This window comes from Neisseria sp., from assembly GCF_030527965.1.
Lineage (GTDB): Bacteria > Pseudomonadota > Gammaproteobacteria > Burkholderiales > Neisseriaceae > Neisseria.
In genome coordinates, this window is the sequence record NZ_JAUMZU010000029.1 from 1 (window position 1) to 15,509 (window position 15,509).

Genomic DNA, 15,509 nt, shown 5'->3' on the forward strand with positions numbered 1-15,509 from the left:
TAGGGATAATTCTAACTTAAATTTGAATTTCCCTAGTTATCTAGGACAGCCCCATGGATAATTAAGCCGTCTGAATAACATTCAAACGGCTTAATTATAAACTCATTCGGGAAACAGCCAACCTGCCTTTTGCAGACGGCTTTATGCTTTGACGGGCGACTGTAGCGGCATATTGTGAAATGCTAGGCTGATTCATTGCTTAAGCTCCTCTAAAGTAACTGTTATCTTAAATAAATCCTTATATTGATCTGGGCGATAATTAGTTAAAGGCTCTCCAAATTCAGTTGCGCCTACGCCATCAATCCTCTTTTGCATAGAACCGTCTGCATTTTTGTAATAAGGATATGCACCTTTCCAGTAATATTTGGTTATTATTTTTTCTTTTATCAGATTTTCTATTAAATCACTAACATTAAATCTTGTTTCCTCTAGCCTCCCTGTGGCTTTAAATGAAGTTCCAAATCCCATCATTTTCCAATGACAAACACCTTGTCCAAAATAATCTTCATCTTGCATCGCATCAAGATAAACCTTTGTTTCGTATTCATTCTGTCCAATCTGTTGGATTCTTATTGGGAAATGCTTCTCAGGTTTCGCCGAAGCCCCAGCAACTTTACTTATAATGTATGAACAGTTGTCCGCTATATAGCCGACATCCATATTATTTACTAGCTTCAACGGCCCGGGCGCATCATCGGTTTTGATTTTAATTTGGTAGGCTTGCTTGGGATGGGGATTTAACTGGAAACGCTTTTCCGTTTGTTCTTGAATGCTCATCCCATTCTCCGGCTCGCTGCAAGCACTCAGGTTGGCAGCAGATAATAAAGCTGCGGTTAAGAGGAAAGTAAGAGGTTTCATAAAAGGCTCTTTATAAGATAAGATTTATCAAGTAATCAGAAGGCTTCCAATTAGTATGAATTATAAATCTGTTGGGTAAAAAATTGGCTGGTTCTGGTCAAGCACTGTTTATTTTTAAGGAAATGGATTCTATCGCTTGTTATAATCTATTGAAATATTTATTGAATATTAAAAGGAGGCTTGATGGATGATGCTTTGCCCCGCCCTCTGATCTCAACGCGGTTATTGTTGCTGTCCGGGGTGTTTGCGGCGGTTTGTTGGAGTGTGGCGGATATGTTGTTGTTGGGCTTTGTGCAGTCGCCGCAGCGTTATCCTTTGTTTAGCCAAACTTTGTTTGACCGGTTGGGCGGGAATGTTGGCTTGGCGATGTTGATGCTGGATGCTTCGCCGTTAAGATTGTTGTGGGGTGTTTTGTTTGCTACGTTTAGCGCAATATTTTATTTGGCAGCGGCGATGCTGGGCGGAGCAACGTTGAATCTGGCGCAATTGATTTTTTTCCTGTGTGCTTATTGTTTGACGGAAAAATAAACGTTTCCCGTTATACTAGTGCCTGTCTGAACACTTTCAGACAGGCATTGTTTCTTTCTATTTTATTCAACGCAAGAGGGTGCGTATGACGCAAGTTTATCTGGAAAACCAAGCTATTCGCGTAAACAATATTTATTGCATCGGTCGCAATTATGTTGACCATATCGCTGAATTGAAAAACGAAACGCCTTCCGAGCCGGTGGTGTTTATGAAGCCGAATAACAGTATTCTGCAAAGCGGCTCAACGATATGCCTGCCCCGATACAGCCAATCTGTGCATTATGAATGCGAGTTGGTGTTGCTGATTGGTGCAGATTCGGATGATGCGGGGGATAACCCTGCGCATTTGATTGCCGGTTACGGCATAGGGCTGGATTTGACTGCCCGTGATGTACAGAGCCGTTTGAAGGAAAAAGGCTTGCCTTGGACTAAAGCCAAAGGCTTTCGCGGTGCGGCATGTGTTTCGGATTTTATTGCAGCGGATAAGCTGGGTGATGCGCAAGATTGTACGTTTACGTTTCGCGTGAACGGTGAAGTGCGCCAACTGGGTAAAACGGCTTTGATGATTTATCCGATTGAGGCGATTTTACGCGAACTTTCGGCAAGCTATGGTTTGAAAGCAGGCGATGTTGTTTTTACCGGTACGCCTGCGGGCGTGGGTGAACTGCACTCGGGTGATAAGCTGGAATTGGATTTAGCAGGTGCGGTGCAAGCTCGATTTGAGGTGGCTTGAGTGGCTGATTTTTACGGATAAGCTTGTTTGTTGCAAATATCGTTTGCAACAAACAAGAGGGGCTAATTCAGTTTAGCCCCTGTAGATCATGGTTTGTTTCTGCTCGCGTGAATATTGCGGCATGGTTTGGAAAACCATGCTTGTCTGAAAAATATTTATTTATCGAGACCTTCCTGCACCATTTGCGCTGCCCGTAAAACCGCACGGGCTTTGTTTTGCGTTTCCTGCCATTCGGCTTCCTCATCGGAATCGACTACGATGCCGCCGCCGCTTTGCACATAAAGGGTTTGGTTTTTAATCACGGCGGTGCGGATGGCGATGGCCAGATCCATATCGTTATTAAAGCTCCAGCAGCCGACTGCGCCTCCATAAATGCAGCGTTTGTTCGGCTCCAATTCTTCAATGATTTCCAGCGCCCGCACTTTGGGCGCGCCGGAAAGCGTGCCGGCGGGGAAGGTGGAAGCCAATATCTGCATATTGGTAATGCCTGCCTGAAGCTGACCTTCTACGTTGGAAACAATGTGCATCACATGCGAATAGCGCTCAACCACCATTTTGTCGGTTATTTTGACTTGGCCTGTTTGGCTGACTCGGCCGACGTCGTTACGGCCTAAATCAATCAGCATCACATGTTCGGCGATTTCTTTTGCATCGTTGAGCAAATCCTGCTCGTTTGCCAGATCTTCGGCGGGCGTTTTTCCGCGTAAACGCGTGCCGGCGATAGGGCGCACGATGATGGTATCGCGTTCGCGGCGCACGAGAATTTCGGGCGAAGAACCGACAATATGGAAATCGCCGAAATCGTAATAAAACATATAGGGCGATGGGTTGAGCGTGCGCAGAGCGCGGTAGAGCGAAAGCGGATGATCGGTAAACTCAAGCTTCATGCGTTGGCTCGGCACCACTTGCATGCAATCGCCGTCGAGGATGTACTCGCGAATGCGGCGAACATATTCTTTATAGCGCGTTTCGCCGGTTTCGTGCTCGGGTTGGGTTGGCGTGCTGCCCAGCGATAAGGGAATGGCGCAGCTTTGACGCAGGCGGACGCGCAAGTCTTCCAAACGGGCGCGGGCTTGTTCGTAGCCGTTGGCGACAGCCGGGTCGGCATAAACGATCAGATAAATTTTGCCGCTGAGATTATCGATAACCGCCAATTCTTCCGACAACATCAACAAAATATCCGGTGTACCTATGCTGTCCAGTTTGTTGCTGTTGTGAAAGCGGTGGGAAAACTGTTCGAAATTGTAGATGGTTTCATAGCCGAAATAACCGACCAAACCGCCGGTAAAACGCGGCAATCCGGGGATTTCGGGCGTTTTGAAGCGTTGATGGAAGGCTTCGATGAAGGGCAAGGGATTGCCGTCGTATTGTTCGACAATTTGGCCATTTTGGTAAACATCCACATGTTTACCGGCGGCCTTCAGGTAAGTTTTGCAAGGCAGGCCGATGAAGGAATAGCGGCCAAAGCGCTCCCCGCCTACCACGGATTCGAGCAAATAGGTGAAGGGTTGGTTGGCCAGCTTGAGATAGAGCGAAAGTGGCGTGTCTAAATCGGCCAATAATTCTTGCACCAAAGGGATGCGGTTGTAGCCTTGTGCGGCTTGTTCTCGGAATTGTTGTAAGGTAATCATAATCTGGCTGGGCTGTTTAACTAGCTTTTTAAACGATATCGTAAGCTGAGCATGGTGAGATGGGATACGGCAGGGCTGTGGTAGTCGAGACGTCTGTTAAGTTAATGTTTATGATTGACATGGATTGTCGATGAGTATAGCAGATTCGCCGGATGGCCGAACGACTGTTTTCAGACAGGCATAGAAAACGCCGCATGATGCGGCGTTTGGTTTCACGAATTATTTAGTGCTGTTCAACAAGGCTTGATCTACGCGCTCGCGCAATTCCTTGCCGGGTTTGAAGTGTGGAACATATTTTTCCGGTACTTCAACTTTTTCGCCGGTTTTGGGGTTGCGGCCCGTGCGGGCGGGGCGGTGGTTCAAATCAAAGCTGCCGAATCCGCGAATCTCGATGCGCTGGCCTTTGGCCAGTGAGCGGGTCAGCGTGTCAACCAAAACTTTTACGCTGTACTCAACATCTTTGGCTTGCAGTTGGTTGCCGTTTCTGGATGCAAACACTTCTGCCAAACGAATCATTAATTCGGATTTTGTCATGATGCACCTGAATTATTCTTGGTCGCCGGATAATTTGGCTTTCAACAAGTCGCCCAAGCTGGTGGTACCGGCGTTGGCGGTTGCAGCGGCGTTTACGGAACTCAAAGCTTCGCGGTTTTCTTTGGCGTCTTTCGCTTTTACAGACAGTTTGATGCTGCGGTTTTTGCGGTCAACGGTTACGATAACGGCTTCCACTTCGTCGCCTGCGTTCAACTTGGTGGTCAAGTCTTCAACGCGGTCGGCGGCAAATTCCGAAGCGGGCAGGTAGGCTTCCACTTCGTCGGCCAAGGCGATAACGGCGCCTTTGGCTTCTACGGATTTCACAGTGCCTTTAACCAACGAACCTTTGTCGTTCACGCTGATGAAGTTGCCGAAAGGATCGCCTTCCAGTTGTTTGATGCCCAAAGAGATGCGCTCTTTTTCGACGTCGATGGCCAATACAACGGCTTCCACTTCTTCGCCTTTTTTGTATTTGCGTACGGCTTCTTCGCCGGATTCGCTCCAAGACAAGTCGGAAAGGTGTACCAAACCGTCGATGTTGCCGGGAAGGCCAACGAACACGCCGAAGTCGGTAATGGATTTAACGGCGCCTTTGATTTTGTCGCCTTTATTGTGGTTGGCGGCGAAATCTTCCCAAGGATTGGCCTGGCATTGTTTCATGCCCAAGCTGATGCGGCGGCGGTCTTCGTCGATTTCCAAAATCATAACTTCGACTTCGTCGCCCAGCTGTACAACTTTACTCGGGTGAACGTTTTTGTTGGTCCAATCCATTTCGGAAACGTGTACCAAACCTTCGATGCCTTGTTCGATTTCTACGAAAGCACCGTAATCGGTCAGGTTGGACACTTTGCCGAACAGGCGGGTGTTTTGCGGATAACGACGAGCCAAACCGCTCCAAGGATCTTCGCCCAGCTGTTTCATGCCCAGAGACACGCGTTGTTTGTCTTGATCGAATTTCAAGACTTTGGCTTCAACTTCTTGGCCGACTTCCAGCACTTCGCTCGGGTGTTTCACGCGGCGCCATGCCAAGTCGGTGATGTGCAGCAGGCCGTCGATGCCGCCCAAATCAACGAATGCACCGTAATCGGTGATGTTTTTAACGATACCTTTAACCACTGAACCTTCTTGCAGGTTTTCCAGCAGGGCTTTGCGCTCTTCGCCCAGAGTGGCTTCTAAAACGGCGCGGCGGGATACCACGACGTTATTGCGTTTTTTATCCAGTTTGATGACTTTGAATTCAACTTCTTTGCCTTCAAAATGGGAAGTGTCTTTGATGGGGCGAACGTCAACCAAGGAACCCGGCAGGAAGGCACGGATGCTGTTGATCATAACGGTCAGGCCGCCTTTTACTTTGCCGTTGATAACGCCGGAAAGAATGTCGCCGTTTTCCATGGCTTCTTCAAGGGTAATCCAGTCGGCAGCGCGTTTGGCTTTTTCGCGCGAAAGTTTGGTTTCACCGAAACCGTTTTCAACTGATTCGATGGTTACGGTAACGAAATCGCCTACGTTGACTTCAAGCTCGCCTTGGGCGTTTTTGAATTCGTTGATGTCAATCAGGGATTCGGATTTCAGGCCAGCGTTGACGATAACGAATTTGTCTTCGATGGCAACAACTTCGGCGGTAATGACTTCGCCTTGGTTCATTTCTTGTACGGCTGAGTATTCTTCCAATAACTGGGCAAAATTTTCCATGTTATATCAGTCTTTCGGTACACGGCTAAGGCGTGTGGAGGGTAAGTGGATAAAAGCCTGTTTTCCTTAGCAAAGCAGACGGGTAAACATATATCGGAGGGCCGCTTCGGCGCAGCCCGCTTCAAAGAGTGGCGTATTATACAGCCATTTTAAATTTTTTCATACCAATCAAGCACTTTTTTTACCGATTCTTCGATGGTAAGCTGAGTTGTATCGAGCAGGTGTGCATCGGGCAGCTGCTGAAGAGGGGCGGTTTTGCGGCGGCGGTCGGCTTCGTCTCGCGCTTCGATGTCGGATAGAATGCGTTCGAATTCGATGCCGTGGCAGGGCAGGCCGATTTGGGCGGTGCGGCGGCGGGCACGGGTTTCGGCGGTGGCTGTCAGGAATATTTTCAGACAGGCATCGGGAAAGACGACGGAACCCATGTCGCGCCCGTCGGCGACCAAGCCTTTTTCGGTTAGAAAATCGCGCTGGCGTTGTAGTAGGGCGGTGCGTACGGCGGGCAGGGAGGCGATGGCGGAAGCGCCCATGCCGATGGCTTCGGTGCGGATTTCGGCGGATACATCGCGGCCGTTTAACAGGATGGTTTGACCCGAGAAGGTGGCGGGCAGGGTGGTGGCCAGTGCGGCAACGGCGGCTTCGTTGTGCCACTCGGTATCGAGGGTTTGCGCGTAGAGGGCGGTTAGGCGGTAGAGTGCGCCGGAATCGAGATAGGCCCAGCCTAGGGCTTGGGCGACGCGGGCGGCAACAGTGCCTTTGCCTGAGGCGGAAGGGCCGTCGATGGCGATGACTTTTTGTTTCGGTTGCATGGTTTTCTCTCTGGGTTTTACGGTGTTTATGCCTATCTGAATGTGTTTTCAGACAGGCATAAATCACTGGATTTAGGCCAATACGCCTAAGATAACGTCGTTGGCTTTGAACAGGGCGGTGGCGCGCTGGCCGATGGTCAGGTTGAGTTGTTCGGTGCTTTTTAGGGTAATGCCGGCGCTTAGTATGGTGCCTTCGCCCAAGTCGATTTCGATAACGGAATTGACGGTGCCTCGGTTGATGTCGCTGATGAGGCCGCACAGTTGGTTGCGGGCGGAGAGTTTGATGTGGTCAAGATCGGTGGCGATGATGATGTTGCTGGATTTGATGAGTGCGATGACGGGGCTGCCGGTTTTTAGTGCCAGCCGCGCGCTGCTCTCGCAGGTTATGACGGCGACAAGCTCTTGCCCGCCGGCTAGTGAAACGGTGATTTCGTCGTTGACGCTGCCTTGTTTGATGTGTTTGATGTGGCCGGTTAGTTGATTGCGTGCGCTGGTTTTCATGGTGGAGCCTTATTGGAATAGAAAGGGCTGAAAATGGTTAAGTATAACGGACGAAACGGATAAAGCATATAAGCGGTAGGCTTGTTGGAGCCGCTTTTTTGCGGGCAGCCGCAGCGGCGGGCTGGTTTGTAAATAAAAAGGATTAGGGCGGCTAATCTTTATAGATAGCGGTTTATTGTTCTAATGTTTTGGCGCAAGCCCCTTTTGAAGCATATTTTTTGCTTCGGCTCTGTTTTATAGTCAAGCTATCAAAAAATTTTTAAATGATGCAGCCCTTTTCAGACAGGCATTAGCCGAATGCCTGTCTGAAAAGGGATAACGAACATAAAGCAGGAGCACGCTATGAGCCATTTTTTAGACCGGTTGAAATTCTTCAGCCAGAAGCACGAGCCGTTTGCCAACGGGCACGGTGTGGTTACCGAGGAAGACCGCAAATGGGAAGACGGCTACCGAAGCCGCTGGCAGCACGACAGAATCGTGCGTTCTACCCACGGGGTAAACTGCACTGGTTCGTGCAGCTGGAAAGTGTATGTTAAAAACGGCTTGATTACTTGGGAAACCCAGCAGACCGATTATCCGCGCACCCGCCCCGATCTGCCGAACCACGAGCCGCGCGGTTGCCCGCGCGGGGCTTCGTACAGCTGGTATGTGTATTCGGCGCAGCGCGTGAAATATCCGATGATGCGCGGTGTATTGGCCGAATTGTGGCGCGAAGCGCGCAAAACGATGGCGCCCGTTGAGGCGTGGGCATCGATTGTGGAAGACGAAGCGCGTGCCAAATCGTTTAAGAGCCAGCGCGGCTTGGGCGGTTTTGTGCGCGCTACTTGGGTCGAAGCGAATGAAATCGTGGCGGCGGCCAATGCCTATACCGTGAAAAACTACGGCCCCGACCGTATTATCGGCTTCTCGCCGATTCCAGCCATGTCTATGGTGAGTTATGCCGCGGGTGCCCGTTATCTGGGCTTACTCGGCGGCGTGCCGTTGTCGTTTTACGACTGGTATTGCGACTTGCCGCCCGCCAGCCCGCAAACTTGGGGCGAGCAGACCGACGTGGCCGAATCGGCCGATTGGTATAACGCGAACTATCTGATGGTGTGGGGCTCGAACGTGCCGATGACCCGTACGCCCGATGCTCATTTCTATACCGAAGTGCGCTACAAGGGCACCAAAACCGTAGCTGTTTCTTCCGATTTCGGCGAAATGGCCAAATTCGGCGATATCTGGCTGGCACCCAAGCAGGGAACCGATGCCGCACTGGCGATGGCGATGGGTCATGTGATTTTAAAAGAATTCCATCTGCAAAATCCTTCTCCGTATTTTACCGATTATGTGCGCCGGTTAACCGACATGCCGATGCTGGTGCGGTTGAAAGCCGACGAAAGCGGCTTTGTGCCTAGTTATTTCCTGCGCGCTTCCGAGTTGAACGATGACTTCGGCGAAGCGCAAAATCCCGATTGGAAAACCTTGGCTTGGGACGAGCTTTCCGATGGGCTGATGGCACCGAACGGCTCGATAGGCTTCCGTTGGGACGGCAGCCGTAAATGGAATCTGGAAACGCAGGCGCAAGGCAGGGAAGTGCGTGCGGCTTTGTCGCTCAAAAACCGCTGTGATGAGGTGGCGAAGGTCGGCTTCACCTATTTCGGTGGCGAACACGACGACATGATCTACCGCAAAGTGCCGGCCAAACGCATTACGCTGGCCAACGGCGAAACCGCGCTGGTGGCAACCGTATTCGATTTGATGATTGCCAACTACGGCATCGACAACGGCTTGGACTGCCCGAACTCGGCCAAAGATTATGGCGAAGACAAACCGTATACGCCGGCATGGCAGGAAAAACACACCGGCGTAAGCCCCGAGTTGGTAGTGCGGGTGGCTCGCGAGTTTGCCCAAAACGCGCACGACACCGAAGGTCGCAGCATGGTGATTGTGGGCGCCGGCCTTAACCACTGGTATCACATGGATATGACTTACCGTGGCATCATCAATATGCTGATGATGTGCGGCGCCATCGGCAAATCGGGCGGCGGCTGGTGCCATTATGTCGGACAAGAGAAGCTGCGCCCGCAAAGCGGCTGGGCACCGTTGGCTTTTGCTCTCGATTGGCACCGTCCGCCGCGCCAAATGAATGGTACCTCGTTTTTCTATGCACATACCAGCCAATGGCGGCATGAAAAAGTGGGCGTAGATGAAATACTGGCGCCTAATGCCGATGGCAGTATGGGGCGTTATTCGATGATCGACTATAACGCCAAAGCCGAACGCATGGGCTGGCTGCCGAGTGCGCCGCAATTAGGCGCCAACCCGCTCGACGTGGCCGATCAGGCAGCGGCGGCCGGTATCGAACCGGCGCAATACGTTGCGACCAGTCTGAAAAACGGTTCGCTGGATATGGCTTGCAACGATCCAGACAATCCGCAGAATTTCCCGCGCAACCTATTTGTATGGCGCTCCAACCTGCTGGGTTCTTCGGGCAAAGGGCATGAATATTTCTTGAAATATCTGTTGGGCACGCAAAATGCCGTGTTGAGCGATGAAAACGACGAAGACTGCATCAAGCCGACCGAAATCAAGGTACGCCCCGCTGCCGAAGGCAAGCTGGATTTATTGGTGGTGCTGGATTTTCGTATGTCGACCACCTGCCTTTACGGCGATATCGTTTTACCGACCGCCACTTGGTATGAAAAAGACGACCTCAACACTTCGGATATGCACCCGTTTATCCACCCGCTGACCGAAGCGGTAAAACCTTTGTGGCAAAGCAAAACCGATTGGGAAATTTACAAAGGCTTCGCTAAGAAATTCAGTGAAATCGCCAAAGATTACATCGGTGTGCGCAAAGACATCGTGTTAACGCCGCTGATGCACGACAGCCCGCAGGAAATGGGCCAGCCTTTCGACCCGAAAGATTGGAAACACGGCGAATGCGAGCCGATACCCGGAAAAACCATGCCGGCAGTTAGCGTTGTGGAGCGCGATTACGGTGCCGTTTACGACAAATTCACGTCGGTCGGCCCTTTGCTGGAAAAAGTGAATAACAACGGCAAAGGCATGGCATGGGATACCAAGCATGAGATGGCATTTTTGCGCAAACTCAACGGCACGCGCGGCGAAGGTGCGGGCGAAGGCCAACCGAAGCTGGAAACGGCTATCGATGCTACGGAAATGATTTTGACCCTTGCTCCCGAAACCAACGGCCATGTGGCCAGAAAAGCATGGGAGGCGCTGGGTAAAGTAACCGGCCGTGACCATACTCACTTGATCAGCGCCAGCGAGCACACGCAAATCCGCTTCCGCGACATTGTCGCCCAGCCGAGGAAAATCGTGACATCGCCTATCTGGTCGGGCGTGGAGAGCGAAGAAGTGTGCTACAACGCCGGCTATACCAACGTGCACGAGCTGATACCGTGGCGTACGCTGACCGGCCGCCAGCAATTTTATCAAGACCACAAATGGATGCGCGATTTCGGCGAACACTTGTGCGTGTACAAACCGGCAGTCGATTTTAAAACCACCAAAAAACTGCTGGGCAAATACCCCAACGGCAATAAAGAAATCACGCTTAATTTCTTAACGCCGCACCAAAAATGGGGCATCCACAGCACTTATTCGGAAAACCTGCGCATGCTGACCTTGTCGCGCGGCGGCCCGCACGTTTGGATTAGCGAAACCGATGCCCGCAAGGCCGGTATTGTGGATAACGATTGGGTGGAGGTATTCAATGCCAACGGTACCATTGCTTGCCGCGCCGTTGTCAGCCAACGGATCCCTGAAACCATGATTTTGATGTATCACGCGCAGGAAAAAATCGTTCATACGCCGGCGGGCGAGGTTTCTAAAAAGCGCGGCGGCATCCACAATTCGGTGACCCGCACCATTCTGAAACCGACTCATATGATCGGCGGTTATGCGCAGCAGGCCTATGGTTTCAACTATTACGGCACCGTTGGTTCCAACCGTGATGAATGGGTTATCGTGCGGAAAATGAATCATGTAGACTGGATGGATACACCGGTGAAGTAAATGCCTGATTAATGCCTGTCTGAAAATGGCTGCAAGCTGTTTTCAGACAGGCATTTTTTTGCGCGCGACCCGTATTACATAACAAAACCGAAACGGGTAAAGGCTGTTTGGTTTCGCTATTTGTTGGCAATGAAAAGGCCGCATTCGGGCTGATAGGCGGAAAAATCGTTATAATGAGCATCCCTCACACAATAATTCAATAGGAAACCCATCATGAGCGAACTGAGCAAAACCCCCGTTCCCGACCACGCGGAATACAATGCCTATTTTCCTTCAGCGTATTCTCTGAGCCAATATACGGCGCCGAAAACCGATTTCAACGGCGTGAAATTTACCGAGCCCTATACCGGTGGTAAACACAAAGTATTGATGATTGCTACCGACGAGCGCTATCTGCAAATGAAAAACGGCAAGCTGTTTTCCACCGGCAATCACCCCGTCGAAACCCTGTTACCCATGCTGCATATTCACGAAGCCGGTTTTGAAATCGACGTGGCGACCCTGTCGGGCAACGCCGCTAAGCTCGAAATGTGGGCCATGCCGCAGGAAGACCAAGCGGTGCAGAACATTTTTCAAACCTACCTGCCCAAGCTGCAAAAGCCGTTGAAACTGGCGGATATTATCGAGCAGGCCACTGCCGCAGATTCTCCTTATATCGCCGTATTTGTGCCCGGCGGGCACGGCGCGTTTACCGCACTGCCAGAAAGTAAGGAAGTGGCGCGGATTCTGCATTGGGCGGTAGACAACAACCGCTATATCATTACGCTCTGCCACGGCCCAGCGGCGCTGGCGGCAGCGGCGGAGCATGGAGAATTTCCATTCGCCGGCTATCAATTGTGCGTGTTCCCCGATGCGCTCGATGAAGGCGCCAATATTGATATCGGTTATATGCCCGGCCGGTTGCCTTGGTTGTTGGCAGAGCGTTTGCAAAAGCTGGGCATGGTTGTGTTAAACGAAGGCATTAGCGGCCAAGTTTGCCATGACCGCCAGCTATTGAGCGGCGACAGCCCTTTGGCTGCCAATAATCTCGGCATTCTGGCAGCCGAAGTATTGCTGGAAGCCGCTCGGAAAGAATAACGGATTGATTAAGTATGATCTGTTGAAATTAAAGGAGCTCAATATGAAAAGATTAGATTATCCGGTTACCGGTGCCAAAATATTCAACGAAATGCTGAAAGTGGAAGGTGCGCTGAGCGATTTGTCGATTGACGTGCTGATGAAAGAAATCATTAAAATCAGAGCATCGCAGCTTAACGGCTGCACTTTCTGCTTGGATATGCATGTGAAAACCGCACGTCAGCACGGCGAGCGCGAGCTGCGGTTGCATCATATCGCGGTATGGCGCGAGAGCAAGCTCTTTTCCGAAAAAGAGCGGATGGCGCTGGAGCTGACCGAAACGCTGACCCGATTGGCGCCAGAAGGTTTGAGCGATGAATTGTATCAGCGCGCCCAAGCCGTATTAAGCGACCAAGAGTTGTGCGATATTGTGTTTTCCATCGCCCAGATTAACGCATGGAACCGTTTGGGCGTTGCTTTTCATGCCGAAGCAGGCGCAATGGATAAAGTAATGGGGCTGGATAAAATAGCGCTTTGATTATAGGGAAGTTTGGCTATTCAAGATAAAAAGCCTGTCTGAAAATGTTTTCAGACAGGCTTTGTTTTGCCCAAGGCCCATAGATCTATGTAAAAAATTATACAAATGGTATTATGTAATTTTCATGCTATGAGACTGAAAGAGATTTTTAGCCTAAATTTTTTATTGATTGTATTAAAGGAGAAGTGCATGTCGATATTATTTGAAGAATTCTTTTATCTGAGAGAAAGGAAAAATCTTCCTATTAATATAATAGAAAATTATAACACTAATTATAATAATAATGGTCCATATGAAGGCCAGATGCGTTGTCCTGAGTGCCACTTAGCTGAACTAAGATTTACACCAAGCACTTCAAGTCGTCGAGCTTTCTTGAGTGCCATTGATTTGGACAAGCATGCAGATGGCTGTTCTTATAAATATGAGCGTGCTTCATCCAAAGCAATACAAAAATATTTTGAAGATTTAACAAATCAACAAGTTAAGGATAAATTGGTATCAATGTTGAGAATGATGAATAGAAAAAAGGAAGCGCAAGGATACCCTAGAAATCCTCAATCACAAGATCCTGATAGTAATCCGTTTATTTGTTCAGACAAAGACCAAAAGAAATATTATAGAAAGGCACTTCCGCGCAGGAGTTTGAATAGACCGTTAGTAGTAGAAGATGCTAACCTACTTTGTGCTTTTTATGGTCAGAGTGTATATTTGAGCGTTGATACGGTGCATAAGGAATCCCCTGATAAAACCCCTTATGTTTACCATAGATTAAAAATTAAAACCAATAATAACATGATGTATAGTATTTATCGTGGTGTTCATTATGATGATGTAGAAGATGGTAAAATTTATAATATTGTTTTTATAGGTAGTTTTGATAAGAGCAAATTAAAATATTTTGAGAAGAACATAGATCTGATTAAAGATGGGAATTTTTTTAATCAATTTGCTCTAGCAATTGAAGAAGTGGCTAACCAATAAATATTGAACATATATTTCAAGGGATCTAGCTGGATATTGTAGGGAGTGCTATTCTTTTTTGGTGTTTTAAGCCGTATAAAAAATTTACATTGGAGAATCTATTTTTATAACCTGATGATTTTTCATAATTTAATCAATACCAAATTTAATTACACAATATAATCAAACTAACAAAACTTGTTGTTTATACTTTTCTTTTTCAGATTCATCAGTTTACCCTTATACGCGAAAGAGAAATCTAAGATGAAATCTTTTCTATTACTCAGTTTATGCGCTGCCTTATTGCTAAGTGCCTGTTCGGGCAGGGAAGACGGGCAAGCGCCGCGTAAGCCCGGTTACAACCGTATGGGATTGCCTTATGCCGATAAGCCGCCACAGGTTAAGATCAATCCTAAGCGCAAGCAGCATTATCAGATGGAAGTCAAAATTAAAGATGCGCCATTGGTATTCAGGCATGTAAGAGGAAGCGAATTGTATCAAGCCATGAATTGCCGTTATACGACTTCGCGGATTGCTGGTTCTACCATTAATCCGCAATACGATATTTTGCTCAATATGGCTAAAGTAAACGATACGACCTACGTTACCGATTTTTATACTGATACGCCGCTGGATGAGGATTATTACGAGCAGGGTGTTTGTAAATGGGAGTTTCTAAACTCTAGTGTTGTTTTAGAGGCTACAGGGAAGGATGTAAGGGAAACAGCTCTTGTTGCAGATGTTAGGTTGGAAGACTTAAAGAAAGTATCTCGTGAGAATTCTGAAATAACAATCAAATATTTTTATGATAAAGCATCATACCCAAGAATGAGTTTTGTCAAAGAAGGAGATTCAGGCCCAGTTACCAGTGGGATCAGACCAGAGGAATTGAAACTTGATGAACAAACTTCTTTGAAAGATTTATTTACAGTTGAATTAATAGTCAAGAGGTTGGAAAAATGAGGGAATTAAATAAGCAGGATTTTGCACTACTATCCGCTCATGTTTATGGTGATATGGATGGTAAGCTTGTTTTAAATAAAAATAGAGAAATTGATCTCAATGGAATTACTTATAGAGTTGTTAAACAAAGTGAAAATAAAGTTAATGGTTATTTTGGAGCTATCTATCAACGGCTAGATACTAAAGATTTAATTACTGTTCACCGTGGTTCGCAGGATATCGCAGATGTCAAAACTGATATGCTGATGGCTAGGGATCATATAAATCGACAGTATAAAGATGCAGAAGAATTAACAAACTATGCCATTTCGCTTACTGAAAGTTCAAACCCTCAGTTCAAGAATGCCCGTATCTACCAAACAGGCCATTCTCTTGGCGGTTCAGTTGCCGAACTATGCGGCAATAATTTTAACCAGCAAACCCACACTTTTAATGCGTTTGGCGCCGCTAATTTAAAAGAAGCTAAACCCAACCCTTATGCAGCCCAGCTGATTACCAACCACCGTATGGGTGGCGATTTCGTTGCTGCCGGGGCGCCGCATCTGGGCAAGGAAATTGTTTATGCCAAGCCCGAAGAAATTCAGTTGTTAAAAAATGGCGGATACGGCAACGGCAATCCGAAAGACAATAAATTATTTTTGGATTCGGATAATTTTTTCTACCCCACACCCGTGCCGATGGTG

14 protein-coding genes are annotated in these 15,509 nt (G+C 48.5%); 8 read left to right on the plus strand and 6 right to left on the minus strand.

Annotated features, from left to right (window positions below):
• Positions 1-192: 192 nt before the first annotated feature.
• Positions 193-858 (minus strand): hypothetical protein, encoded by a 666-nt coding sequence (locus Q4A84_RS10740; protein ID WP_303088931.1) that lies wholly within the window; start codon positions 856-858, stop codon positions 193-195.
• A gap of 183 nt (positions 859-1,041) precedes the next feature.
• Between Q4A84_RS10740 and Q4A84_RS10745 the strand changes: the two genes are divergently transcribed.
• On the plus strand, positions 1,042-1,386 hold the full coding sequence (locus Q4A84_RS10745) for a hypothetical protein (RefSeq protein WP_303088932.1): 345 nt from the start codon (positions 1,042-1,044) through the stop codon (positions 1,384-1,386).
• A gap of 85 nt (positions 1,387-1,471) precedes the next feature.
• Entirely contained in the window at positions 1,472-2,119 is a 648-nt protein-coding gene (locus tag Q4A84_RS10750) for a fumarylacetoacetate hydrolase family protein (protein ID WP_303088933.1), read from the plus strand.
• Positions 2,120-2,274: 155 nt separating this feature from the next.
• Here the strand turns inward: Q4A84_RS10750 and trpE are convergent, their stop codons facing one another.
• From trpE to Q4A84_RS10775, 5 genes are all read right to left on the minus strand, one after another.
• Positions 2,275-3,750, minus strand: coding sequence for an anthranilate synthase component I (gene trpE, locus Q4A84_RS10755; RefSeq protein ID WP_303088934.1), 1,476 nt, complete (start codon positions 3,748-3,750; stop codon positions 2,275-2,277).
• A 219-nt stretch (positions 3,751-3,969) separates the two neighbouring features.
• Positions 3,970-4,284, minus strand: a complete 315-nt coding sequence (locus tag Q4A84_RS10760) for an integration host factor subunit beta (protein ID WP_303088935.1) — start codon at positions 4,282-4,284, stop codon at positions 3,970-3,972.
• A 12-nt stretch (positions 4,285-4,296) separates the two neighbouring features.
• Entirely contained in the window at positions 4,297-5,976 is a 1,680-nt protein-coding gene (gene rpsA, locus Q4A84_RS10765; protein WP_303088936.1) for a 30S ribosomal protein S1, read from the minus strand.
• Between the two features lie 149 nt (positions 5,977-6,125).
• A complete protein-coding gene (gene cmk / locus Q4A84_RS10770) occupies positions 6,126-6,785 on the minus strand; it encodes a (d)CMP kinase (protein ID WP_303088937.1) in 660 nt (219 codons plus the stop codon).
• A 72-nt stretch (positions 6,786-6,857) separates the two neighbouring features.
• A complete protein-coding gene (locus Q4A84_RS10775) occupies positions 6,858-7,286 on the minus strand; it encodes a molybdopterin-binding protein (protein WP_303088938.1) in 429 nt (142 codons plus the stop codon).
• A gap of 342 nt (positions 7,287-7,628) precedes the next feature.
• Here Q4A84_RS10775 and Q4A84_RS10780 point away from each other — a divergent pair, with 342 nt between their 5' ends.
• From Q4A84_RS10780 to Q4A84_RS10805, 6 genes are all read left to right on the plus strand, one after another.
• Complete coding sequence (locus Q4A84_RS10780) at positions 7,629-11,309, plus strand: nitrate reductase subunit alpha (RefSeq protein WP_303088939.1); 3,681 nt, start codon at positions 7,629-7,631, stop codon at positions 11,307-11,309.
• A gap of 213 nt (positions 11,310-11,522) precedes the next feature.
• A complete protein-coding gene (gene hchA / locus Q4A84_RS10785; RefSeq protein WP_303088940.1) occupies positions 11,523-12,386 on the plus strand; it encodes a glyoxalase III HchA in 864 nt (287 codons plus the stop codon).
• Between the two features lie 43 nt (positions 12,387-12,429).
• Complete coding sequence (locus Q4A84_RS10790; RefSeq protein WP_303088941.1) at positions 12,430-12,903, plus strand: carboxymuconolactone decarboxylase family protein; 474 nt, start codon at positions 12,430-12,432, stop codon at positions 12,901-12,903.
• Positions 12,904-13,092: 189 nt separating this feature from the next.
• Positions 13,093-13,884, plus strand: coding sequence for a hypothetical protein (locus Q4A84_RS10795; protein ID WP_303088942.1), 792 nt, complete (start codon positions 13,093-13,095; stop codon positions 13,882-13,884).
• Between the two features lie 243 nt (positions 13,885-14,127).
• Entirely contained in the window at positions 14,128-14,826 is a 699-nt protein-coding gene (locus Q4A84_RS10800) for a hypothetical protein (protein WP_303088943.1), read from the plus strand.
• A partial coding sequence (locus Q4A84_RS10805) for an Mbeg1-like protein (RefSeq protein ID WP_303088944.1) occupies positions 14,823-15,509 on the plus strand: 687 nt, incomplete at its 3' end. The genes Q4A84_RS10800 and Q4A84_RS10805, both read left to right, overlap by 4 nt.